Origin of the sequence: Streptomyces sp. NBC_00557 (assembly GCF_036345995.1) — a bacterium.
Lineage (GTDB): Bacteria > Actinomycetota > Actinomycetes > Streptomycetales > Streptomycetaceae > Streptomyces.
Map to the genome: position 1 here is coordinate 3,575,462 of NZ_CP107796.1, position 23,796 is coordinate 3,599,257.

A 23,796-nucleotide genomic window follows, 5' to 3' on the forward strand; every position below is an offset into this window, starting at 1 on the left:
CCGGAGCCTACGGATCAAGGTGCCATGTACACCGGTTCGTTCCGCGATCCGGACCGCACGGCCGCCGGGCGTTTACGCGAACGCCGGGGTCTCCTTGGGGTTCGGGCCGTACTGGTTGGCGCCCGCCTGGCTGTCCGAGCAGAAGAAGACCAGCAGGGTGATGGGGCCGGCGAGCGGGACGATCCCGAACAGCAGCCACCAGCCGGAGCGTCCGGTGTCGTGCAGGCGGCGCACGGCGACACCCCAGGCCGGCAGCAGGAAGGCGAGGTAGACGATGCCGAGGAGAGCGAAGAGGGCCGACGCCTTGGTCGCGGCCGCGATGCCTCCCAGCACGGCGTAGATGATGTACATGAACAGGATGAACAGCCAGTACTCCTTGCGGCGCGCGCGCCCGCTGAAGACCGCGTACTTCTTGAGCGCGGCGAGGAACCAGCTCATGACAACCCCCCTGGGATCGATGTTCAGGCCGTCCGTGATCCGGATCCGGCCAGCGCAGAGGGTAGAGCTTTGTCGAGACCCCGTCATTCGCATCGGGGAGCCCAGGTCAGCGTCCCGGCCCGGCCGCTGAGCCGGAATCACCCCGTCTCAAACATCGGTTTCCGGACAGATCCCCCCGCGAGCACGGGCCGTTTCCCCTACGGCGGCGGGCCGTTGGGGGCGCCGAGCTCGTTCCGTTACCCAACCGACGGTCAACCGAGGCCGTTCCGCCACCACTTCGGTACCGGAACGACCTCCTCCTGTGTCCGTCAGTGCAGCTTCTGCGCCACCTCGACAGCCCAGTACGTGAGGATGTTCCGCGCCCCCGCCCGCTTGATGCCGGTCAGGGTTTCGAGGATGGCGCGGTCGCGGTCGAGCCAGCCCTTCTCGGCGGCGGCCTCGATCATCGCGTACTCGCCGGAGATCTGGTAGGCGGTGACGGGCACGTCCACGGCGTCCGCGACCCGCGCGAGGATGTCGAGGTACGGCCCGGCCGGCTTGACCATGACCATGTCCGCACCCTCGGCCAGGTCCAGCTCCAGCTCCCGCAGGGACTCGCGCCAGTTGGCCGGGTCCTGCTGGTAGGTCTTGCGGTCGCCCTGGAGCGAGGAGGCGACGGCCTCGCGGAAGGGGCCGTAGAAGGCGGAGGAGTACTTGGCGGTGTAGGCGAGGATCGCCACGTCCTCGCGCCCGATCTGGTCGAGCGCGTCGCGGATGACGCCGATCTGGCCGTCCATCATCCCGCTGGGCCCGACGACATGGGCGCCGGCGTCGGCCTGCACCTGGGCCATCTCGGCGTACCGCTCGAGGGTCGCGTCGTTGTCGACCCGTCCCTCGGCGTCCAGCACGCCGCAGTGCCCGTGGTCGGTGAACTCGTCCAGGCACAGGTCGGACATGACGAGCAGCTCGTCGCCGACCTCGGCGCGCACGTCGCGCAGCGCGACCTGAAGGATCCCGTCCGGGTCCGTGCCGGCCGTGCCCTGCGCGTCCTTCTTGGCCTCCTCCGGCACGCCGAACAGCATGATCCCGGAGACCCCGGCCTGCACGGCCTCCAGCGCGGCCTTCTTCAGGCTGTCGCGGGTGTGCTGGACGACACCGGGCATGGCGGCGATCGGCACGGGCTCGCTCACGCCCTCCCGGACGAACGCCGGGAGGATGAAGTCGGCCGGGTGCAGTCGCGTCTCGGCGACCATGCGGCGCATGACGGGCGACGTGCGCAGCCGCCGGGGACGCGTACCGGGGAAGGATCCGTACTTCGTCATGCCTTCTACGCTACGCCCGCCCGGCCCGCGCCTTTGCCGACTAGATGTCGGTCTGGGCGGCGGCTCATAGGCGGCTCCCAGGCGGCCCTCAGCGAGCCCATTCACGGGCAAACCGGCCCCGCCATACGAAGTCTTTGCGGTCCCCTGGTCATCCCTGGAACCCACGGCCTCCCCAGCGTTCTACGCGCGTGGTGTCATGCACGCGCCACCCCCTCCCCGTGCGCTCACCCAGGAGTCACGCATGCTGCGGAAGGTCCTCACCCGCGCGGCCGTCGCCGTCACCGCCGGCGCCGCCGTCGTCGCCACCGCCGTCCCCGCGAACGCCGCGAGCTACTCGGCGTTCGCCTTCTCCCGGAGCGGCAGCCAGCCCACGATCTACGACTTCATCGACTCGGCCACCAGCACGCTCGACATGACGATGTACGAGCTGGAGGACACCACGGCCGTCAACGACCTCATAGCCCTGAAGAACAAGGGTGTCACGGTCCGCGTCATCCTCGACCGCCAGCACCAGTCCGCGAACAACTCCGCCTACACGTCCCTGAAGAACGCGGGCATAGGCGTGGTCTGGTCGTCCTCCGCCTACGTCTACACCCACCAGAAGACGATCACGGTCGACGGCGTCAAGTCCCTGATCATGACCGGGAACCTGACCTCGCAGTACTACACGACCAGCCGCGACTACGGCGTCTTCACCGACGACACCCGCGACGTCGCCGCCATCGAGAAGGTCTTCAACGCCGACTACACGGCGACGTCGGTCACCCCGACCGACGGCGACCACCTGCTCTGGTCCCCGACCGACTCCCGCAACCGCCTGGTGTCCTTCATCAACTCCGCCACCAAGAGCCTGGACGTGGAGGAGCTGGAGTTCAGCGACAGCACGGTGGTCAACGCGATCGTGGCCCGCGCCAAGGCCGGCGTGAAGGTCCGCGTGGTCCTGGAGAATCCCTCCAGCTACTCCAGCCAGGTCTCCGCCATCAAGGCCGCGGGCGGCACGGTCGTCGGCTACTCCGACCCCAACGGCTTCTACATCCACGCCAAGGCCATGGTCGCCGACTACGGTCTGAGCACCCAGGAGGTCGAGGCCGGCTCCATGAACATCAGCAGCAACTCCCTGAGCAACAACCGGGAGCTGGGCATCATCCTCACCGGCACCGGCGTGGCCCAACCGGTGGCACAGACCGTCGAGACGACGTTCAACAGCGACTACGCGGGTGGCACGCCGGCGTAAGTGCCCTCGTACAGGCTCCACCGCTCGGCCCGGTTGGCGCGGCTTCGACCGCCCCACCCGGGCCGATCGTTTTCCGCCGCACCAAGAGCATTTCGTCCAGGCGGTTTACATATGAGGTGCGTCACTCTACCCTCCCGAACAATGGGAGCGCTCCCATAACTCCCTCACGTCCTGTACGTCCCTCTGCGAAGGGTCACTCCCCCCATGATCAGACGCAGCAGAACGTCGGCGCTGCTCGCGGCAGTCGCCACCATGCTCTCCGCGTTAGGGCTGGTCATCTACGGCACGGGAGCCGCGTCGGCCCACGGCGTCGCCATGTTCCCGGGCTCACGCACCTACCTCTGCTACAAGGACGCCATCACGAGCACCGGCGCGGTCGACCCGACCAACCCGGCCTGCGCGGCGGCCATCGCGCAGAGCGGTGCGACCTCCCTCTACAACTGGTTCGCGGTGCTGGACTCCAACGCCGCCGGGCGCGGCGCGGGTTACGTCCCGGACGGCACCATCTGCAGTGCCGGCAACAAGTCGCCGTACGACTTCAGCGGCTACAACCTCGCCCGCGACGACTGGCCGAAGACGCACCTGACCTCGGGCTCCACGATCCAGCTGCAGTACAGCAACTGGGCCGCGCACCCGGGTGACTTCCGGGTCTACATCACCAAGCAGGGCTGGTCCCCCACGACCCCGCTCGCCTGGTCGGACCTGCAACTGCTCTCGACGGTCACCAACCCGCCCGCGTCCGGCTCGCCGGGCACGGACGGCGGCCACTACTACTGGAACCAGGCCCTGCCCTCGGGCCGGTCGGGCAACGCGCTGCTGTTCGTCCAGTGGGTGCGGTCGGACAGCAACGAGAACTTCTTCTCCTGCTCCGACATCGTCTTCGACGGCGGCCACGGCGAGGTGACGGGCATCCGCGGCAGCGGCGACACGACCCCGCCCCCGGACGGCGGCGGTACCACCCCGCCCCCGGACAACGGCAGCGGTTCCTGCATGGCCGCCTACAGCGTGGACAGCTCCTGGAACGGCGGCTTCCAGGCGACGGTCACGGTCATGAACCACGGCACGTCGCCGTTGAGCGGCTGGCACGTCGGCTGGACCCCCGGCAGCGGCACGACGATCAGCAGCGTGTGGAACGGCGTCCTGTCCAAGGGCACGAACGGGGCGGTGACGGTCACCAACGCCGACTACAACCGCACCGTCCCGGCGGACGGCAGCACGACGTTCGGCTTCATCGCGACGTCCTCCGGAAACAACCTCCCGTCGGACTCCCTGACCTGCACGAGCCCGTAGCCCCACCCTGACACGGCGGCCCGTGGGCACCACCGCGGGGAACTCCCACGAGCCGCCGTCCGCACGCGCACGGGGTCATGGAACGCCGGACCCGGAGACGCCACCCGGATGGCTCCAGGGACGCAGGGCGCAGGCGTCCCAGGAAAAGCGTCGTAAGCGTGCCTGCTCGACGTGATCGGCCGTGTTGCCGTAGTCGATGTTGAGGTGGCGGCCGAGGACCACGATGGCCACGCTGCCGGCACCGGCCGCCTTCAGTGCGGCGGCCGCGGACTGCGCGTGGTTGCCCGTGGCCCAGGTGTCATCGATGAGCAGGACGTTCTCGCCCCGGAGGGCCACTGCCTCATAGCGCCCGGAAGAGGCCGCCCGGCCCAGGCCGTCGGCCTCGGGTGTCGGAACGAGCAGATCACGATAACGGGCGCGAGTGACACCGACCATCTCGGCGAGCATGGTACGGAGGGGATGACCCGGACGCCCGCTGGTACTGGGCACCATGGTCACGCTGTCGAAGCAGGACACCGCACAGCGAGCCCTGATGCAGTCCTCGTGCTGGGCGAGGAAACGCCATAACACGGCTGCCAGCCCCATGCGGAAGTACTGCTGCTGACGGCCGACCGCGTTCTTGTACCGCCAGAGTTCGTGGGCATACTGCTCGCCCTTGAGGGCCAGGCTGACCGGGACGACGGCGTCAGCCACCCCCGTCCCGAGAAGCTTGGTGGTCTCGTTGCAGGGGCGGCACAGGTAATACCCGATCTTGGCGGGACCCCGACAGACCCGGCACACGCCCGGGCCGGGCAGCAGCGGGTGGACCAGGAAGTTGGCGTAGCGGGCGGACAGCCCGACGACGGTGGCCACGCCGGTCCGCCGGCTAGCGCCAGGTCAGCTCGCCCGTGGTGGGGACGAGAGAGTCGAGGTGGCTGAAGACGTCTTCGGGGCCGTCGATCACCGTCGTGTTGGGCCTGGCGGCGTACTCCCTCGCCCACGTGTGAGTCAGCAGAGAGCGCATGAGGAACACCCGGCGACCGTGTTCCAGGGCAAGCCTGGCCTGCATGCGGGCGCCGCTGCGGTAGGCGGCCTCGATCACGACGGTGGCCAGGCTGTAACCGCTCATCACCGCGTTGCGCATGGGGAAGGACGTCTTCGACGGAGCAGCGTCCGGCCAGAACTGGGAGATCAGCAGCCCCTTCTCGGCGATCTCCTGCTGGAGCTGAGCATTCTGAGGCGGGTAGACCCGGCGCAGGCCGGTTCCGATCACGGCGACGGTACGGCCACCGGCAGCCAGAGCGCTGCCATGCGCAGCGGTGTCGATGCCTGCAGCCAGCCCGCTGACAACTGTGACGCCACGTTCGGCAAGACCACCCGCGATCGCACGAGCGTGGGCGACGCCCTCAGGGGTGGGAGTGCGGGTGCCCACGACAGCGACACGAAGGTCGTCGTCGGCGGTCCGTCCCCTCAGGAAGAGAAAGGGGGGCCGCTGGTGGACCAGCCTCAGATAGAGCGGATAGTCGTCATCCAGGATGGTGACCAGCCGCATGCCCTCGCGCTCCCAGGCGGCGATCTCCGACGCAACACTGTCCAGGTCGGCCGAGGGGCCGGTGTCGAAGAGCTTCCCCTGGCCTGAACGGTCGAGTGCGTCCTCGAGGACGTCGCGGGCGCTTCCGACCGCTTCGACCTGGTCGGTCACCTCGGACCATGGACGGTCGCCGCGCCGCAGGAGTGCGACGAGGGCGGCCCGCTCCAGGTCCTGGTCCATGCGGCAAGTATAGGAACGGCTCCCCCTGACGCAGGCGGCTTGCGCAGACGGCACGGACTGGTGCAGCAGACTCACGCGGCGCATGCGTTCTCCTTCGGGACTGTGCGGGCGGCGCGGCAGTCGCGGCAGCGGCCCGGGTGTGGGGCGCGGAAGGCGCGGTCGCAGCCGTCGCAGTTCTGAAGGGGATCACGCCTGCGGCCGGCTCCGGCCTCCGCGCCAGTGTCCGGCCGGGGCGCGGGGCGGGCCGGGAGCGGTACCGGGAGCAGCGCTTCCAGCCGGTAGCCGAGCAGCCTGGCCGGGCTTTTCAGCACGGCGGGGAGGTCGGCGGTCAGGGCGTGGTGGATGACCGCGGCCGTCGCCCCGCTGTCGAACCAGGCGGTGACGGCGGGCGCGAGCCGGTCCACGTCACGGCGGGAAAGGATGAGCCGGTCATCGGTCCTGCGGAGGCCCGCGAGCAGGGTGACTGCCTTGTCGTGGCAGGGGTCGCGAGGGCGGCCATGCGCTTCCGGCGTCGCGGCCGGCTTCGGCGCCACCACGGGCGCGGGGGCAGGTTCGGGCGCGTCCGGCTGGGTGGGTTGGTCGTCCTCCTCGGGCGCTGCCGGAAGATTCGTGCCCGCGCTGAGCCGACGGTCTCCGGTACGACGGGTCGGCGCAGGGTGTCCGGCCACGCGGAGCGGCGCCGGGGCGGCGACCGGGGTGTGGTGGGCGTATGTACGCGTGACCAGCCGACCGGACTCAGTGTGCTCCCGGACCCGCCGCAGATAGCCGTGCGCCTCCAGCTCCCGCAGCGCGGAGGCGATCCGGTCCCGCCCCTCGGGGAAGCGTTCGGCGAGGCTGCGGATGTCGACCGGGGTGCCCTCGGGCACCGAGAGGATGTGGGTGGCGAGCCCGATGGCGGTCAGCGACAGCTCGCGGTGCTGGGCGAGGTGGTTGCCGACGACGACGTACTGACCGGACTGGTACGTGCGTACGTGGATGACACCGGAGGGGGTGGTGGATCGTCGAACACCGTGAATCGGGCGCGGGGCGGCGTTAGGCTTCTTCTCAGCCATGGGGAAGGTCTGTTCTTCCTCGTTGGTCAGGCCCTCGCACTGGGATTGCCGTCCCGGCGGGGGCCGATGCATGTGTGGGATTGTCAGCGCGTTGGTGAGGTGCATATGCCTCGATCGCCTCGGCCTGAGCCTGCACGTCCGAACCGCCGCCACGCCAGCCAGACCGCCCACTTTCACCCGCCCGAGTGACGGATGCCGGGTTTGGTTTGGTTGGTTGGTTATTTCCCCGGGTTCTTTGGTCTTTTACAGCCCGCAGCCCCGGGTCGCCTACGACCGTGGTACGCCCTTCCTGGCGCCGGTCGCCGGATCCAGCTCCGCCCACACCGTCTTGCACGGCACCGGGCCGAGCCGTACGCCCCACCGGTCCGCCAACTCCGCGACCAGCAGCAGGCCGTAGCCCGACTCGGCCGGTCCAGTGGCGACAGTTTGTGGAACGGGCAGTACGTCACTACGTGTGTCGGTGACCTCGATTCGCAGAACGCCCTCGACCGTCACTGTGAGAGCGAGCCGGAAGCTCCGTCCCGGAACCCGGCCGTGCAGCGCGGCGTTCGCCGTCAGCTCTGCGACGATCAGCCGGGCTGGGTCCAACGGCAGCCCCCAGGAGCGCAGTTGCTCGGTTGCGAGCAGCCGGCCGAGGCGGGCACCGCGTCGGGTCGCGGAGAGGGGCACGCGGAACTGGCGCGCCGCAATGGGGAGGGTGGAGATTCGCTCGTTCACGTCACTCAGCGTGTCCAAGCGTGCTTAGCCTGTGAAGAGCGGCGGCCCGTGCGGACGGGGGCTGTCCGCGTGGTGTGCGGTTGCGTCCGGGCCGTACGGGGTGAGTGGTGACGGGAGGACGATGTACGTGAGCGACTGGGATGCGAGGCCGGAGGACGAGGAGGCCGGGGCAGTCATGCGGACGGTCTCACGGCAGTTGAAGCTGTGGCGGGAGGCGGCCGGCCTCACCCAGGCCGCGTTCGGAGCGGCCATCGGGTACGGGGAGGAACTCGTCTCCTCGGTGGAGCGGGGGCGGCGGATCCCACGACCGGAGTACCTGGACGCGGCGGATGAGGCGCTGGGTGCGGGCGGCAGGATCGCGGCCATGAAGAGGGACTTGGCGGAGGTCCGGTATCCGAAGAAGGTGCGGGACCTCAAAAAGCTGGAGGCGGAGGCCACCGAGCTGTGCGCCTACAACAATTCGGTCGTGCACGGGTTGTTGCAGACAGAGGAGTACGCGCGGGCCGTGTTCAGTGCCCGACGTCCCCCCTTCACCGAGGAGGAGGTGGAGCAGCGACTGGCGGCGCGCGTCGCACGCCAGGAGATCATCAATGGCAGAACGGCACGCCCTGTCTTCAGCTTTGTTCAGTGCGAGTCGACGCTACGACGCCCCATCGGGGGCAAGATGGTCATGCGCGGTCAGCTCCAACGGCTGTTGGACCTCGCCGAGTTCCGCAATGTCGATCTCCAGGTGCTGCCGCTCGGGCACGAGGAGAACCCGGGGCTCGCTGGTTCGTTCAGACTACTCAGGCTGAAGGACGGCACCACGGCCGGGCACGTGGAGGTGCAGCACATCAGCCGGGTGATCACCGACCCGAAAGAGGTGCAGCTCCTCGACATGCGCTATGGGATCATCCGGGCACAGGCTCTCAGTACCCGAGAGTCGAAGGCCCTCATCGAGAAGGTGCTTGGAGAGACATGACCCCCGAGAACACCCTTGAGCTGGAGTGGATAAAGAGCAGCTACAGCACGGACGAGGGCCCCGACTGCGTCGAAGTGGCCGCGATCTCGGACCACGTCCTCGTCCGCGACTCCAAGAACCCCACTGGTCCCCGACTCGCCCTGACGTCCGCCACTTGGTCAGCCTTCCTGCCGTACGCCGCCCGCTGAAGGCTGAGGAACGCGGCCCGCGCTCCACTGACAGGGTGCGGGCCGCATCCAGATGCATCACTCGGCGACCGATACGTCTTCGCCCTTGCTGCGCGCCTGCTGCAACGTCTCCGCGATCGCGGCGAACTCCTCAAGCGCCGCCTGAAGGTCTTCGACGATCTCAGCAGCCAGCACCTCGGGCGCAGGCAGGTTGTCCGCATCGTCGAGGCTCGGGTCGCGGAGCCAGGTGATGTCGAGGTTGGCCTTGTCGCGGGCCACCAGCTCGTCGTACGTGAACGCCTTGAAACGCTCAGTCTCGACGCGCTTGGAGCGGTCGTCAGCGCTGTAGCACTGGACGAAGTCCTCCAGGTGGGCCCGGGTGAGCGGGTTCTGCTTGAGGGTGAAGTGCTGGGCGGTACGGAAGTCGTAGACCCACAGCTTCTCGGTCCACGGCTGGTTGGGGCGGGCCGGCTTGCGTTCGAAGAAGAGCACGTTGGCCTTGACGCCGCCCGCGTAGAAGATGCCAGTGGGCAGGCGCAGCAGCGTGTGGACGTCGTACTCCTTGAGCAGGCGTCGGCGGATGGTCTCACCCGCACCGCCCTCGAAGAGGACGTTGTCGGGGACGACGACGGCCGCCCGGCCGTGGATCTCCAGCAGCGAGGCGATGTGCTGGACGAAGTTGAGCTGCTTGTTGGTCGTGGTGACCCAGAAGTCGCGCCGCTCATAGGCGATGGCTTCGCGTGCGGCGGATCCGTCGTCGCCGTAGACGGTGATGGACGACTTCTTACCGAAGGGCGGGTTGGCCAGGACCAGGCTCGCGCGCTTGTCGGGTGGGGCGGCGAGGGCGTCCTTGGTGCGCACGAGCGCGGGGCCGGTGGGCTGGCCGATGCCGTGCAGGAAGAGGTTCATCGCGGCGAGACGGGCGGTGTTCCTCACCAGCTCGGTGCCCCAGATACCGCCGCTGCTCAGGTGCTTGCGCTGCTCGGGGGTGAGCTGGTTGCCGTACTCGTGGAGGATGTACTCGGCGGCGGCGAGCAGGAAGCCGCCGGTTCCGCAGGCGGGGTCGGTGATCGTGTCGTCCGGGGTCGGGCGGACGCAGTCGATGATGGCCTGGATGAGCGAGCGGGGGGTGAAGTACTGTCCGGCGCCGGACTTGATGTCCTCTGCACCCCGGGAGAGCAGTTCCTCGTAGGCATCGCCCTTAATGTCGGTCTTCTGACCCGACCAGTTCTCCTTGTCGATCAGATCCTTGACGAGGCGCTTGAGCTTGGCGGGGTCGTGGATGCGGTTACGGGCACCGTTGAAGATCAGGTGGAAGGTGGTCCCGGCCCGCTGGGCGCCGAGGTCTTCGAGCAGTTCCGTATAGGCGGCTTCGAGCGCGGCACCGTCGTACTTCAACAGCTCCGGCCACCCACGGTTCTCCCAGACCGACCCCTCGGGCATGATCTGCTCGCGGAACATCGGGGGACGGGTCTGCGCCTCGTGCGCCATCTTCAGGAAGACAAGAAGCGTCAACTGCTCAACGTAGTCGATGGTGGAGACGCCGTCGTCACGCAGGACATGGCAGTAGCTCCAGAGCTTGTCGACAAGCCGACGGGCCTCGGTCGTGGTCACGAGGGGATCTCCAGGTCGAGGGTGGGCTGAGTGGCAGCGGACAGCGCGGGGGCGTTGGGCCGGGGTGCGGGCGGTGCGTCCGGGACACTCTTCCGCTGAGCAGGGGCTCGTCGTGGTCGCCGACGGGTTGTGGTTGCCCGGGCGGCCTCACGCTCCGCGCGGATACCGGCCAACAGGGCTTCAGCGGGCTCGTCAGAGGGCGCTTGGGAGACCAGCCGACCGGCGAAGGCTTCGGTAAGCAGGGAGCGGCGAAGGACTTCAGAACGAACCAGCGCAGACCGGACAGCCGCTTCCGTATTTTCAAGCACCGACAGTTGACGTTCGGTTTCCTGGACAATCCGCCCCTGGAGAGGTTGAGGGGGGATCGGCACAGGGAACTGCTTGATCTTCCGAAGGCTGATCGAGGCGAGATTCACACTCTGCTTTCCATTCACCTCGAACCAGCGGCGCCCGAAGCTGTTTGCATGCCAGGCAAGGATCTTGGGATCGAGCAAACCATCACGAACCCGCGCCCGAAATACGTGGTTTTGATGGATACACTTCTCGATCTGACCTTCCCAAATCCATCCCCTCCCGAGCTTGTCCCGATCTCCGCCCTCATTCAACAGTACGTCGCCTGCTTGAAGGGTCAGCGCGGCCACCTTCTCAGGCGTGGTGCGAATATAGGAGATGTTTGACAGATCCAAGCGTCCACGTTGCACATTAGCCACTCGGAGGTAAGGCACTTCCGGCAACTCGGCATCTGACTGCTTTTTGGCGTCTTTTGTGATGCCACCAACCACATCGGCGATCTCACCAAGGCGTCGCCAGGTCCACCCTTCGGACAACGGCGGGAGGTCGCCATCGATGCAATCGGCAGCGGAAGGGGCAGGCTGATCACCGGAAGGAGGCAGCCCAAGAAGCTGACCAGTGCCAGCTTGAAGGAGCAAACGATCACCGTATGCCGAGAGCTTGCGCAGGTTAGACCTTAGAAGATCTTGTGCTCGCACCAGCTGGGCTAGGTGTTCATCGAGCACAGCAACGATACGCCGCTGTTCCTCCAGCGGGGGCAGGGGAAGCCGAATCTTTTTTAGCTCGCCTCCAGCAATCCCAGCCTGTCCAGCACTCGTCTTCACATGCTCACGAACCTGAGCACGAGTCTCCTGCCACGAGAACGCGTAGGCCAAAAATTGGGGCACCGCCAACCGTCGATCAACGCGTACCCGAATGAGCTTGTCCGGGTACGTAAGCGTAGGTGCCGCAGGAGGAACAACTGCACATGCCCCGACCAGTTCCGGGTTGCCGTTGTATCGCGTGAAAAGGAGATCTCCCGGCAGCGCCAGGCGGTCACCGGCCCGGAGATCTTCCGCTGATTCACCACTGTATCGGAGGTCGCTCAAGTCCAAACGAAGCGGCCGAACTGCCCCAATACGCAGAATGGGCACACCATTAGGTTCCGTACCCGGACGGGAGACGAAGATTCCGTTACGTACAGACTCAGCAACGTCATCCAGCGCCACCCAAACCCACCCCTTCGGCAGCCCTGAAGGATTACTCACGCACCCAACTCCCGTCCCAGCTCATCCAAAATCTCAGCCCCCCGGTCCGCCCCGAACTCCCGAAGGAACCCGTCCACGCCCCCGCGCTCGATGAAGGGTACGTCCTTCAAGTGATCCGGCTCGATCGCCGCATCCGTCGCTATGACGTCCACGATCCGGTCCAGCCACCACACCTGATCCTCGGTGAACATCGCCCCCGCCTGCTCCTGCCGAGCCCGCCACGCCGCGTACCGCTCCTCCACCAGCGCCCGGTACGGCCGGACCTCCTGGTCCAACCCCAGCTCGAAGCGCAGCAGGCCGACGAGGTCGACCACGCCGGCCGCGCCCCGGGGATGCTTGGCCGCCTTGCCGAGCTGGACGTACGCGTCGTACAGCCGCGCCGGGGTCCACTGGAACGGAGGACGCTCGATCTTGCGGGCGAGGTCCTTCAGCCGCCGGTAGACCTCCTTCGGGTCCCGGCGCTCGCTGAACGCGAGGGTGAGCGCGGCGATCTCGTCCTCATGCTCCTTGATGTACTGCTGCCAGGAGGTCACCTTCCGCATCGCCAGCTCGTCCGCCGTGATGCCGCGCGCCTCTTTCACCTCGTCCACGCTGACCTCGTCTATGACGATGTCGTGGGCGCGGCGCATGGACATCAGCCGGTCCCGCAGCTCGCGGTTGGAGGCGATCGGTTTCAGCGCCTCCAGCATGTCCTGCCGGACCTGCTTCTCACCGCCGATGCGGCGGGCTTTCTCCTGCTGGTCGGGGTCGACGGACCGGACCAGACCACCGACGATCTCCTGAAGCGGCTGGTCGGCGAGTTCCTCGATCTCCTCCCGTTCCTCAGGCGTGAGCTGGCGGTCGAGTCGTGCCAGACGGCCTGCCAGCGTGGCGACCTCGTCTTCCGTCAGTGCCAGACCCGCCGTCTTCGCCATCAGCCGCTCCAGCGGAATCTTCCGCTCGGAAACACGGACCAGCGGGCGGGCGTCCACACGGGGCGAGTCCGTCACACCGACCGCGTCGACGATCACGAACCGCTCCTTGACCTCGGCGTCAGGCGTCACCGACTGGAACTCCGCCGGGTCCACGGTCCGCGAGCCCCGCCCCTTCATCTGCTCGAAGTACGCCCAGCTCTTGACGTCCCGCAGGAAGAACACACACTCCAGCGGCGGGATGTCGGTCCCCGTGGCGATCATGTCGACGGTCACCGCGACCCGCAGCTCGGGGCTGTTGCGAAACGCCTTGATCAGCTCGGCGGGCCGCTTGGCCGCGTGCGTGATCTTCGTGCAGAAGTCGTCGCCCTCCCCGAACACCTGCCGGACCGTCTGGACGATCTCGTCGGCGTGGTTGTCGTCCACGGCGAAGATCAGCGTCTTGGGCACGTGCGTACGCGACCGCTGCGCATCCCCGTCCCCCACCGGGGGGAAGATGTCCGTGAACAGGTGCTTGCGGAACGTCTCGACGACGAGCTTGAGCTGGCCCTTGCTGATGACGTGGCGTCCCAGCTGGGACGCCTTCCACTCCAGGTTCTCCTCCAGCTCCTCGTACCGCTCGCGGCGGGTCTTGCGCTCGCGCATGGGGACGACCGTCTCCGCCGGGATCGTGCCGCCGTTCTCCCCCAGCTCGGTACGGATCCGGAAGACATCGAAGTCGACGTTCACGCCGTCGGCGACGGCCTGCTCGTACGGGTACTCGCTGACGAGGTTCTGGAAGAAGAAGCCGAAGGTCTGCTTGACCGGGGTGGCGGTCAGGCCGACAAGGTGGGCGTCGAAGTATTCGAGCACCGCGCGCCACTTGCCGTAGATGGAGCGGTGGCACTCGTCGACGACGATGAGGTCGAAGGACTCCGGCGGCAGGTCCGCGTTGTAGCCGACCTCCACCGGCTCGTCGACCAGGTCGTAGCGGTCGAGGGCGGCGTCCTCGCTGTCGGCGCTCGGGACCTCGCGGCCCGTCAGCGCCAGCCACAGCCGCTGCACCGTGGAGACCACCACGTGAGCCGAGCCCAGCACGGTGTCACCCGCCAGGCGCTGCACCACGTACAGCTCGGTGAACTTACGGCCGTCGTCCGGGGTGTCGAAGTTCTCGAACTCCGTGGCAGCCTGGCTGCCCAGATTGTTGCGGTCGACGAGGAACAGAATGCGCTTGGCGCCGGCGTGCTTGAGCAGCCGGTAGCTCTCACTGACCACCGTGTACGTCTTACCCGCGCCGGTCGCCATCTGGATGAGGGCGCGCGGGTCGTCCTTGGCCAGGGAGCGCTCCAGACCCGTGATCGCCTTGCGCTGCGCCGGGCGCAGCGGCTCCGGGTCGAGGAAGGTCTGCGGCAGCCGACGCATCCGGGCGCGCAGAGTCGGCGCGCTCGGGTCGGCCTCCGCCTCCTCGACCCAGCGCGCGATGGTCTCCGGCTGGTGCACGGCGAAGACGTCACGCGTGCGAGGGGACGGGTCCAGCGCGTTGTGGAAGCGCACGGTGTTGCCGTCGGCGACGTACCGGAAGGGCAGGCTGGCGCGCCAGGCGCTGAGCTGCTGGCTACGGGTGAGGCCGGTGGCGTAGCGGGCCGCCTGCTGCATGGCTGCCTCCAAGTCGGCGCCCTCCCGCTTGGCCTCTATGACGCCGACCAGGCGCTGGTCGACGTAGAGGAGGTAGTCGGCGCGTCCGACGGCGGTGGAGACCTCCCGGACGGCGACGCCACGGCCCGCGAAGAGGTCCTTGGTGCTGTCGTCCTGGACGACCCAGCCCGCCTTCTCCAGGATGCGGTCAAGCTCGGCACGGACCTGCGCCTCGCTCATCGGCGGGCGGGCGGCCTTCTGCGCGTGGGCGATGAACTCGTCGCGCTGAGAGGCCCCGTCCAGCGGGCGGGCGGCTGAACGGGACTCCATGGCCGGAGCCGTCAGCTCGGTGATCTTGTCGCTCAACTCGGCGATCAGGCCCTGCAATGCCGCCCGCTCAGCCTCCGCGCGAGCCAGCTCCGCCTCGGCCTGAGCGCGTGCCGCCTGCTCACGTTCCAGGCGGCTCTGCTTGCCGTCGTAGCGGAGCCGAGCCTCCTCCAGCCGACGGCGGTACGCCTCCAGCTCGGCGCGGAGCTGCTCCAGCTCCTGCTGGTCGGCGGCGGTCGTAGGCGCAGGCGCGGACGAGGGCGATGCGGGCGCCAGGAAGACCCTGTGCGTGGTGTCGGACGGGTCCAAGGCACGGTGCAGCCAGTCACCGAGACGGAAGCAGGTCTCGACGGACTGGAGTGCCTCACGCACGTTGGCGTAGTACTCGTGGACCGCCCGGTTCCCCGTCGTACGGACGGCTTCGAACCACCCGCGGACCTGCGGGACGAGAACACCGGCCCTGGTGAGCGCGTTGATCCGATCGACCTGCCGGGTTCCAGGGACGGTGAGTCCGAGGAGCGTGACCAGGTGCCGCGTCATGACCTCACCGAAGAGGCGGGTTTTCACCATGGCCGCGTGCGGATCGGTGTGCACGTACGACTCTGCCGCGCAGCCGAGCGTCACCAGCAACGGCTCGTGCTTGAGCAGGTGCCCGAAATTCGACGAGCCCGCAGCGAGACGTGCGACCTGCTCGTCATCCCCGCCGGACGGGCTCCCCACCGCCGCCGTCACCATACTTCCCCCAAACAACTGGTCGTCATGTCGCGAGCAAAGCCTTGCAGGATGACATGAACGGACCGGCAGATCAAGGGACTTCACATTGCCCATGACACTCGATGGCTGACGCCAGCTCAGTAGGCAAGGTAAACAGCGCGGCGGAGTGCCCCGTTAAGGAGCACTCCGCCGTGGGCTCACGTCGTCGACCGCCGCCTCCGCGCCCCCGGCCTCCGCTCGCTCGGCCGGGTCACCGGGTCGCCGGCCTCCAAGGCGGCGGCCCTGCGCTTTGCGCCGAACTCCGCCAGGGCCTCGGCCAGCTTGTGGACCGAGGGCTCCGGGGCCATCACGTCCACCCGCAGGCCGTGTTCCTCGGCCGTCTTGGCCGTGGCCGGGCCGATGCAGGCGATGACCGTCACGTTGTGCGGCTTGCCCGCGATGCCGACCAGGTTCCGGACCGTCGAAGACGACGTGAAGAGCACGGCGTCGAAGCCGCCGCCCTTGATGGCCTCGCGGGTCTCGGCCGGGGGCGGCGAGGCGCGGACCGTCCGGTAGGCGGTCACGTCGTCCACCTCCCAGCCCAGCTCGATCAGGCCGGCGACCAGCGTCTCCGTGGCGATGTCGGCGCGCGGCAGGAAGACGCGGTCGATCGGGTCGAAGACCGGGTCGTACGGCGGCCAGTCCTCCAGGAGGCCGGCCGCGGACTGCTCGCCGCTCGGCACCAGGTCCGGCTTCACGCCGAAGGCGACGAGGGCCTTCGCCGTCTGCTCGCCCACCGCAGCCACCTTGATACCCGCAAAAGCCCGAGCGTCAAGGCCGTACTCCTCGAACTTCTCCCGTACCGCCTTCACCGCGTTGACCGACGTGAAGGCGATCCACTCGTAGCGGCCGGTGACCAGGCCCTTGACCGCGCGCTCCATCTGCTGCGGGGTGCGCGGGGGCTCCACCGCGATGGTCGGGACCTCGTGCGGCACCGCGCCGTAGGACCGCAGCTGGTCGGAGAGCGACGCCGCCTGCTCCTTCGTGCGCGGCACGAGCACCTTCCAGCCGAACAGCGGCTTGGACTCGAACCACGACAGCTGGTCGCGCCGGGCGGCTGCGCTGCGCTCGCCGACCACGGCTATGACCGGCCGGCCGCCGTCCGGGGACGGCAGGACCTTCGCCTGCTTCAGGGTCTGCGCGATCGTGCCGAGGGTCGCCGCCCAGGTGCGCTGGCGGGTGGTCGTGCCGGCGACGGTGACCGTCAGGGGGGTGTCGGGCTTGCGGCCCGCCGAGACCAGTTCGCCCGCCGCCGCGGCCACCGAGTCCAGGGTCGTGGAGACGACCACCGTGCCGTCGGAGGCGCCCACCTCGGTCCAGCAGCGGTCCGAGGCCGTACGGGCGTCCACGAACCGGACGTCGGCGCCCTCGGCGTCCCGCAGCGGCACACCGGCGTACGCGGGCACACCGACCGCCGCCGCCACACCCGGGACCACCTCGAAGGGCACCCCGGCGGCGGCGCAGGCGAGCATTTCCCCGGCCGCGTACGTATCGAGTCCCGGGTCCCCCGACACCGCACGGACGACCCGCCTGCCGCCCCGCGCGGCCTCCATGACAAGATGAGCGGCATCCCGGGCAGCAGCCGGGACAGCGGCGGGTGTTGACGTGCCGTCAACGACCGTCAGCTGGGGCGTGCCCGTGCCAGGCGGCGAGACCGAAGAGGGGTCGGCGTCCGTCCGGACCACGGAGACGCCCTGTCGGGCGTGCGTCCGGATCACGTCGAGCACCTCGTGCTCGGCGATCAGGACGTCCGCGTGCGACAGCGCCTCCACGGCGCGCAGAGTCAGCAGTCCCGGATCTCCGGGTCCGGCACCGAGGAAGGTGACGTGCCCGTGTTCCGGACCGGCGGCAGGAAGGGCGGTGGGGCTCAATGTGCTCGCTCCCCCATCAGACCGGCCGCGCCCTGGGCGAGCATCTCGGTGGCGAGGCCGCGACCGAGTGCCCACGCCTGGTCGTGCGTCTGGGGCACGGGACCGGTGGTGGACAGCTGCACCATGCGGGAACCGTCGGTGGTGCCGACGACGCCGCGCAGGCGCATTTCCTTGACAATCTGCCCGTCGGCATGGGGGTCCCCCCGCTCGAGCGGAGCCGAGAGTGGGGGAAGGTCGGCCAGCGCGCCCACAGGGGCGCTGCAACCGGCCTCCAGGGCGGCGAGCAGTGACCGTTCGGCGGTGACGGCGGCCCGCGTGAGCGGGTCGTCGAGTTCGCCGAGCGCGGCGATCAGGTCCGCGGCGTCCGCGGCGCACTCGATCGCCAGTGCCCCCTGGCCGGGGGCGGGCAGAACCGTGTCGACCGACAGGAAGTCGGTCACCTCGTCGATCCGGCCGATCCGGTTCAGGCCGGCGGCCGCCAGGACGACGGCGTCGAGTTCGCCGTCGCGGACGTACCGGATGCGGGTGTCGACGTTGCCGCGTATCGGAACCGTCTCTATGTCCAGGCCGTGCGCGCGGGCGTACGCGTTCAGCTGCGCCATGCGGCGCGGCGCGCCGGTGCCGATGCGCGCCCCGCGCGGCAGGTCCGTGAACTTCAGCGCGTCCCGCGCGACGATCACGTCGCGGGGGTCCTCGCGCTCCGGTACGGCGGCCAGGACCAGTTCCTCGGGCTGTGCCGTCGGGAGGTCCTTGAGCGAATGAACCGCGAAGTCGACCTCGCCCTTGAGCAGCGCGTCCCGCAGCGCGGTGACGAACACGCCGGTGCCGCCGATCTGCGCCAGCGCCTCGCGGGAGACGTCGCCGTACGTGGTGATCTCGACCAGCTCCACGGGCCGACCGGTCACCCGGCGGACGGCCTGCGCCACCTGGCCGGACTGGGCCAGGGCGAGCTTGCTGCGCCTGGTCCCCAGCCTCAGTGCCTTCTCAGTCATGCCGGTCGGTCCTTCTCGTCTGTGCTGTCCCCGGCCCGGGAGACGGCGGCGACCGTCTCGGGGTCGAGGTCGAACAGGGTGCGCAGCGCGTCCGCGTACCCGGCGCCGCCGGGCTCGGCCGCGAGCTGCTTGACCCGTACGGTCGGCGCGTGCAGCAGCTTGTCGACGACCCGGTGCACGGCCTGGCGGATCTCCCCGCGCTGGCGTTCGTCCAGGTCGGGCAGGCGGCCGTCGAGCCGAGCGATCTCGCTGGCGACGACGTCGGCGGCCATGGTGCGCAGCGCGACCACGGTCGGTGTGATGTGCGCCGCCCGCTGTGCCGCGCCGAAGGCCGCGACCTCGTCGGAGACGATACGCCGGACCTGGTCGACGTCGGCAGCCATCGGAGCGTCGGCGGAGGCTTCCGCCAGCGACTCGATGTCCACCAGCCGCACCCCGGCCAGCCGGTGCACGGCCGCGTCGATGTCGCGGGGCATGGCCAGGTCGAGAAGGAAGAAGAAGGGCGCCGGGCGCTCGGCCGGCGGCTCCGGCCTGCGTCGCTCGGGGATCCGGCCCACGGTGGCGGCGGTCGCGGCGAGCGCGGCGATCAGCTCGGCATCGGCCTCGGGGCTGCGGCGGGCCGTGCGGTCGATCGTTCCTCCGGCGACCCAGGCCGCGTGCTGCTCGAGGGTGGCCGCGTCCATGCCGGCGACGGCGGCCTCGCCCATGACGGAGAAGCCGGGCTGTACGGCGGCCAGGTCCAGCGGGCAGTTCTCGTCGGCGCCGGCGGGAGGCAGCGGGGTCTTCGCGCTCACCTCGGGCACCGTGGTGTGGGCGACGGCGGGCTGCCCGGTGCGGCCCTCGACGGCGTGGGCGACCGCCTCCGCGGTGAGCACCAGACCGGTCGCCCCGGTACAGGAGACGACGACGTCGGCACGTGTCAGCTCGTCCGGCACGGCGTCCATCCGTACCGCGCGGGCGGCCACCGCGTTGTCGTCGGCCTCGGTGAGTATCTGTGCGAGCCGCTCGGCGCGCTCGAAGGTGCGGTTGGCGACGACGACCTCGGCGACCCCGGCCCGCGCCAGCGTGGCGGCGGCCAGCGAGGACATCGACCCGGCGCCGATGACCAGCGCCCTGCGGCCGGACGCCCAGGCCGGCACGTCGCCGCCGGCGGCCAGCTGCTCCAGGCCGAAGGTGACCAGGGACTGGCCGGCGCGGTCGATGCCGGTCTCGGAGTGGGCGCGCTTGCCGACCCTGAGGGCCTGCTGGAACAGGTCGTTCAGCAGCTTGCCGGCGGTGTGCAGCTCCTGGGCGGTGGCCAGGGAGTCCTTGATCTGGCCGAGGATCTGCCCCTCGCCGACGACCATCGAGTCCAGGCCGCAGGCCACCGAGAACAGGTGGTGGACGGCCCGGTCCTCGTAGTGCACGTACAGATAGGGGCTCAGCTCGTCCAGGCCGACCCCGCTGTGCCGGGCGAGCAGCGTGGACAGCTCGGCGACGCCGGCGTGGAACTTGTCCACGTCGGCGTACAGCTCGATGCGGTTGCAGGTGGCGAGCACCGCGGCCTCGGTGGCCGGCTCGGCGGCGACCGTGTCCTGCAGCAGCTTGATCTGGGCGTCCGAGCTCAGCGCGGCCCGCTCCAGCACGCTGACCGGCGCGCTGCGGTGACTCAGTCCGACGACGAGGAGACTCATGCCGGCATCACGGCGGGCACGTCCCCGTCGGGTCCCTGGTCGCCGGAGGCGTCGCGGGCGGTGGCGGGCACCGAGCCGACGTCGCCGGCCGCGGTCTCCTCGCCGGCCTTGCGCTGCTCGTGGAAGGCGAGGATCTGCAGTTCGATCGAGAGGTCGACCTTGCGCACGTCGACGCCGTCCGGGACGGACAGCACGGTCGGCGCGAAGTTCAGGATGGAGGTGACCCCGGCGGCCACGAGCCGGTCGCAGACCTGCTGGGCGACGCCGGCGGGGGTGGCGATGACGCCGATGGAGACCCCGTTGTCCTTGATGATCTTCTCGAGGTCGTCGGAGTGCTGCACGGGGATGCCCGCGACCGGCTTGCCGGTCAGGGCGGGGTCGGCGTCGATGAGCGCGGCGACCCGGAAGCCGCGGGAGGCGAAACCGCCGTAGCCGGCGAGGGCTGCGCCCAGGTTGCCGATGCCGACGATGACGACCGGCCAGTCCTGGGTGAGGCCGAGTTCGCGGGAGATCTGGTAGACGAGATACTCGACGTCGTAGCCGACACCGCGCGTTCCGTACGACCCGAGGTACGAGAAGTCCTTGCGCAGCTTGGCGGAGTTGACTCCCGCCGCCGCGGCCAGCTCCTCGGAGGAGACCGTGGGCACCGAGCGCTCCGACAGCGCGGTGAGGGCTCGGAGGTACAGCGGAAGCCGGGCGACGGTGGCCTCGGGAATCCCTCGGCTGCGGGTCGCCGGTCGGTGTGTTCGGCCAGTTGCCACGGTGCTCCTGCGGGTAGAGCGGGGCTGCAGGCGGTCATACGTCCCCAGACCGCCCCGTCGACAGCAGGCTATGTCTTTGTGAACGCGTGCACAAAGATGGTGTCCGATTTGCCCGGCAGAAGTGACCGGGGTCACGCAGCTTTCACGCCCGTGGCCGGAACCGGTGCATACACACCGGCGTCCCTTCGTTACTGGGGGCAAAACCGCACACTCTCCTCACGAATCCCGCCCCCGAGATCAGACCGCCGTCGATCCTAAGCGACTTTCCCGCCTCTTTGGACTAGTCGGTCAGTGCGCGACGGAGCCGCTCCTCGTTCACGCGCCAGAAGGTGTGCTGCTCGCCGTCGATCAGGACGACCGGGATCTGCTCCCAGTACCGGTCGTGCAGCGCCCGGTCCTCGGTGATGTCCTTGCCCTCCCAGGGCACCCCGAGTTCCCCGCACACCTTCTCGATCACCGCCTGCGCGTCGTCGCACAGATGGCAGCCGGGCTTGCGGATCAGGGTGACGAGCCGGTCACGAGGGTCGGCGGGGTCGGCCTTGCGCCGGAAAAGAGGACTCATACCGGCCATTCTCGCTCGCGCCGCGCCCGCTTCGGACCGGCTCTTTAACGACTCGGTCGCGGAGAGTTCACACACACCCAACCTGTCCACCGACGGATCGGCCCTACGAACTGGCTATGCTCACGCCATGGCCGCTCTCGGATGGCTCACTCCCCGTAGGCGCTCCGCCACGGCGCGCAGCGTGTTGGCAGGCGAGGCCTCGGCGGAGGCTGCCCGCAAGTCCTCGCGGGAAGCCCCGCCGGCGCAGCAGACGGAGCCGGAGTTCCCGGTGATCGGCGACGACAAGGCGGCCGCCTTCTTCGACCTCGACAACACCGTCATGCAGGGCGCCGCGCTGTTCCACTTCGGCCGGGGCCTGTACAAGCGGAAGTTCTTCGAGACGCGCGACCTCGCCAAGTTCGCCTGGCAGCAGGCCTGGTTCCGGCTGGCCGGCGTCGAGGACCCCGAGCACATGCAGGACGCCCGCGACTCCGCGCTGTCGATCGTCAAGGGCCACCGGGTCGCCGAGCTGGAGTCGATCGGCGAGGAGATCTACGACGAGTACATGGCCGACCGCATCTGGCCCGGCACCCGCGCCCTGGCCCAGGCCCACCTGGACGCCGGGCAGAAGGTGTGGCTGGTCACGGCGGCCCCGGTGGAGATCGCCCAGGTGATCGCCCGCCGCCTGGGCCTGACCGGCGCGCTGGGCACGGTGGCGGAGTCCGTCGACGGCGTCTACACGGGCCGGCTGGTGGGCGAGCCGCTGCACGGGCCGGCGAAGGCGGAGGCGGTGCGCGCGCTGGCCGCGGCCGAGGGGCTCGACCTCTCCCGCTGCGCCGCCTACAGCGACAGCCACAACGACATCCCGATGCTCTCCCTCGTGGGGCACCCCTACGCCATCAACCCCGACGCCAAGCTGCGCAAGCACGCCCGCGAGAAGGACTGGCGGCTGCGCGACTACCGCACCGGGCGCAAGGCGGCGAAGGTCGGGATCCCGGCGGCGGCCGGGGTCGGCGCGGTCGCCGGTGGCACCGCGGCGGCGATCGCGTTGAGCCGGCGGCGTCGATAAGCAGGGGCCGGCCGCCGGGCGCGGGTCAGTGCCGACCGGTCGCGGGCTGGTCGCGCCCACGCGGCGGAGCCGCACATCAACACAGCCCCGCGACCGCGCCGCGCGCTCGGATTATGCCGCGGCCATTTCAACACGCCCTGGACTTCACCGAAACCGGCCGAATATCGGTCAGGAATCGATCACACTGCGGCACTTGATGAGGCGTCAATCGGTAACAGAAGCGACGCAATCGACGATTTGAGCAACTCGGTGTAGCAGGGCCTGTACGAAGCGTTATTCTCCTCAGACGCAAACCGGTACCTCGCCGTCGCTACGACGGGTGAACGGTCCCGCACTGCACGTGATGGAAGCTCTGCCTCTGGGAGTCCCGTGTACCCACACGTCGGGGTTGACGCCTCGGGCCTGGCTACGCTGCGCGCAACAGTCGCAACGGTCAAAGAGACGCTGCGCGGCCTCGTCCCCACCGCGTACGCCGTCCCCGCCTTCGCCGCCGCGCCCGTCGGCCCGTGCTACGCACTGGCCGAGGGCAGCGCCGCCGTGGGCAGACGAGGGCGCTCGGCCGGCGCCGCCACCGCCCGCCGCCCGGCCGCGGACAGCGACAGCGCCCGGATGATGGACCTGGTCGAGCGCGCCCAGGCCGGCGAGGCCGAGGCCTTCGGCCGGCTGTACGACCAGTACAGCGACACGGTGTACCGGTACATCTACTACCGCGTGGGCGGCCGGGCCACCGCCGAGGACCTGACCAGCGAGACCTTTCTGCGCGCCCTGCGCCGGATCGGCACCTTCACCTGGCAGGGCCGCGACTTCGGGGCCTGGCTGGTGACCATCGCCCGGAACCTGGTCGCCGACCACTTCAAGTCCAGCCGCTTCCGGCTGGAGGTCACCACCGGCGAGATGCTCGACGCCAACGAGGTCGAGCGCTCCCCGGAGGACTCGGTCCTGGAGTCCCTGTCGAACGCCGCGCTGCTGGACGCCGTACGCCGGCTCAACCCGCAGCAGCAGGAGTGCGTGACCCTCCGCTTCCTCCAGGGCCTCTCGGTCGCCGAGACCGCCCGTGTCATGGGCAAGAACGAGGGCGCCATCAAGACCCTCCAGTACCGCGCCGTGCGCACCCTCGCCCGGCTCCTTCCGGACGACGCCCGCTGACCGTCCGCCACCCTGAGCAACGCTCAACTCACGCTCCGTGAAAGCGGGTTGCCATTTCGATCCGGGCGCCCGGCAT

At 69.3% G+C, this 23,796-nt stretch carries 20 protein-coding genes; 6 read left to right on the forward strand and 14 right to left on the reverse strand.

Annotation, left to right across the window (positions count from 1 at the left end):
• Positions 1 to 72: 72 nt before the first annotated feature.
• Both OG956_RS15260 and hemB read right to left on the reverse strand, forming a co-directional pair.
• Positions 73 to 438, reverse strand: a complete 366-nt coding sequence (locus OG956_RS15260; RefSeq protein WP_330338517.1) for a DUF805 domain-containing protein — start codon at positions 436 to 438, stop codon at positions 73 to 75.
• A 308-nt stretch (positions 439 to 746) separates the two neighbouring features.
• Positions 747 to 1,739, reverse strand: a complete 993-nt coding sequence (gene hemB, locus OG956_RS15265) for a porphobilinogen synthase (RefSeq protein WP_330338518.1) — start codon at positions 1,737 to 1,739, stop codon at positions 747 to 749.
• Between the two features lie 241 nt (positions 1,740 to 1,980).
• Here hemB and OG956_RS15270 point away from each other — a divergent pair, with 241 nt between their 5' ends.
• Both OG956_RS15270 and OG956_RS15275 read left to right on the forward strand, forming a co-directional pair.
• Positions 1,981 to 2,973 carry a phospholipase D-like domain-containing protein gene (locus tag OG956_RS15270; protein WP_330338519.1) on the forward strand — a complete coding sequence of 331 codons (993 nt, stop codon included), beginning with the start codon at positions 1,981 to 1,983 and terminating at the stop codon, positions 2,971 to 2,973.
• A 204-nt stretch (positions 2,974 to 3,177) separates the two neighbouring features.
• The gene (locus OG956_RS15275; RefSeq protein WP_330338520.1) at positions 3,178 to 4,263 is read left to right on the forward strand and encodes a lytic polysaccharide monooxygenase auxiliary activity family 9 protein; all 1,086 of its coding nucleotides are present in this window, start codon (positions 3,178 to 3,180) and stop codon (positions 4,261 to 4,263) included.
• Between the two features lie 75 nt (positions 4,264 to 4,338).
• On the opposite strand, the gene OG956_RS15280 is transcribed toward OG956_RS15275, so the two are convergent.
• The 4 genes from OG956_RS15280 to OG956_RS15295 form a co-directional block, all read right to left on the reverse strand.
• Positions 4,339 to 5,115, reverse strand: coding sequence for a hypothetical protein (locus OG956_RS15280; RefSeq protein ID WP_330338521.1), 777 nt, complete (start codon positions 5,113 to 5,115; stop codon positions 4,339 to 4,341).
• A 13-nt stretch (positions 5,116 to 5,128) separates the two neighbouring features.
• Positions 5,129 to 6,013, reverse strand: a complete 885-nt coding sequence (gene dprA / locus OG956_RS15285; protein ID WP_330338522.1) for a DNA-processing protein DprA — start codon at positions 6,011 to 6,013, stop codon at positions 5,129 to 5,131.
• 71 nt (positions 6,014 to 6,084) lie between these two features.
• Positions 6,085 to 7,065 carry a helix-turn-helix domain-containing protein gene (locus tag OG956_RS15290; RefSeq protein WP_330338523.1) on the reverse strand — a complete coding sequence of 327 codons (981 nt, stop codon included), beginning with the start codon at positions 7,063 to 7,065 and terminating at the stop codon, positions 6,085 to 6,087.
• Between the two features lie 267 nt (positions 7,066 to 7,332).
• Positions 7,333 to 7,791, reverse strand: a complete 459-nt coding sequence (locus OG956_RS15295) for an ATP-binding protein (RefSeq protein WP_443065678.1) — start codon at positions 7,789 to 7,791, stop codon at positions 7,333 to 7,335.
• Positions 7,792 to 7,903: 112 nt separating this feature from the next.
• Between OG956_RS15295 and OG956_RS15300 the strand changes: the two genes are divergently transcribed.
• Together OG956_RS15300 and OG956_RS15305 are read left to right on the forward strand one after the other, a co-directional pair.
• On the forward strand, positions 7,904 to 8,743 hold the full coding sequence (locus OG956_RS15300; protein ID WP_443065562.1) for a helix-turn-helix domain-containing protein: 840 nt from the start codon (positions 7,904 to 7,906) through the stop codon (positions 8,741 to 8,743).
• Positions 8,740 to 8,931 (forward strand): DUF397 domain-containing protein, encoded by a 192-nt coding sequence (locus tag OG956_RS15305; RefSeq protein ID WP_330338526.1) that lies wholly within the window; start codon positions 8,740 to 8,742, stop codon positions 8,929 to 8,931. Before OG956_RS15300 ends, OG956_RS15305 begins: the two co-directional genes overlap by 4 nt.
• A 57-nt stretch (positions 8,932 to 8,988) precedes the next feature.
• Here OG956_RS15305 and OG956_RS15310 read toward each other — a convergent pair whose 3' ends face one another.
• The 8 genes from OG956_RS15310 to OG956_RS15345 form a co-directional block, all read right to left on the reverse strand.
• Complete coding sequence (locus OG956_RS15310; protein WP_330338527.1) at positions 8,989 to 10,524, reverse strand: HsdM family class I SAM-dependent methyltransferase; 1,536 nt, start codon at positions 10,522 to 10,524, stop codon at positions 8,989 to 8,991.
• On the reverse strand, positions 10,521 to 12,023 hold the full coding sequence (locus OG956_RS15315) for a restriction endonuclease subunit S (RefSeq protein ID WP_330338528.1): 1,503 nt from the start codon (positions 12,021 to 12,023) through the stop codon (positions 10,521 to 10,523). Before OG956_RS15315 ends, OG956_RS15310 begins: the two co-directional genes overlap by 4 nt.
• 35 nt (positions 12,024 to 12,058) lie before the next feature.
• Positions 12,059 to 15,634, reverse strand: coding sequence for a DEAD/DEAH box helicase family protein (locus tag OG956_RS15320; protein WP_330338529.1), 3,576 nt, complete (start codon positions 15,632 to 15,634; stop codon positions 12,059 to 12,061).
• 191 nt (positions 15,635 to 15,825) lie between these two features.
• Positions 15,826 to 17,538: a uroporphyrinogen-III synthase gene (locus tag OG956_RS15325; protein ID WP_330338530.1), complete on the reverse strand. Its 1,713-nt coding sequence runs from the start codon at positions 17,536 to 17,538 to the stop codon at positions 15,826 to 15,828.
• The gene (gene hemC, locus OG956_RS15330; RefSeq protein WP_330338531.1) at positions 17,535 to 18,530 is read right to left on the reverse strand and encodes a hydroxymethylbilane synthase; all 996 of its coding nucleotides are present in this window, start codon (positions 18,528 to 18,530) and stop codon (positions 17,535 to 17,537) included. The genes OG956_RS15325 and hemC overlap by 4 nt, the downstream gene beginning before the upstream one ends.
• Positions 18,527 to 20,203: a glutamyl-tRNA reductase gene (locus tag OG956_RS15335; protein ID WP_330338532.1), complete on the reverse strand. Its 1,677-nt coding sequence runs from the start codon at positions 20,201 to 20,203 to the stop codon at positions 18,527 to 18,529. Before OG956_RS15335 ends, hemC begins: the two co-directional genes overlap by 4 nt.
• Complete coding sequence (locus OG956_RS15340; RefSeq protein ID WP_330338533.1) at positions 20,200 to 20,964, reverse strand: redox-sensing transcriptional repressor Rex; 765 nt, start codon at positions 20,962 to 20,964, stop codon at positions 20,200 to 20,202. The genes OG956_RS15335 and OG956_RS15340 overlap by 4 nt, the downstream gene beginning before the upstream one ends.
• A 280-nt stretch (positions 20,965 to 21,244) precedes the next feature.
• Positions 21,245 to 21,526, reverse strand: coding sequence for a glutaredoxin family protein (locus tag OG956_RS15345; RefSeq protein ID WP_330338534.1), 282 nt, complete (start codon positions 21,524 to 21,526; stop codon positions 21,245 to 21,247).
• Between the two features lie 127 nt (positions 21,527 to 21,653).
• On the opposite strand from OG956_RS15345, the gene OG956_RS15350 reads away from it, so the two are divergent.
• Entirely contained in the window at positions 21,654 to 22,574 is a 921-nt protein-coding gene (locus OG956_RS15350) for an HAD family hydrolase (RefSeq protein ID WP_330338535.1), read from the forward strand.
• Positions 22,575 to 22,943: 369 nt separating this feature from the next.
• Entirely contained in the window at positions 22,944 to 23,720 is a 777-nt protein-coding gene (locus OG956_RS15355) for an ECF subfamily RNA polymerase sigma factor, BldN family (RefSeq protein ID WP_330338536.1), read from the forward strand.
• The last annotated feature ends 76 nt before the right edge of the window (positions 23,721 to 23,796 follow it).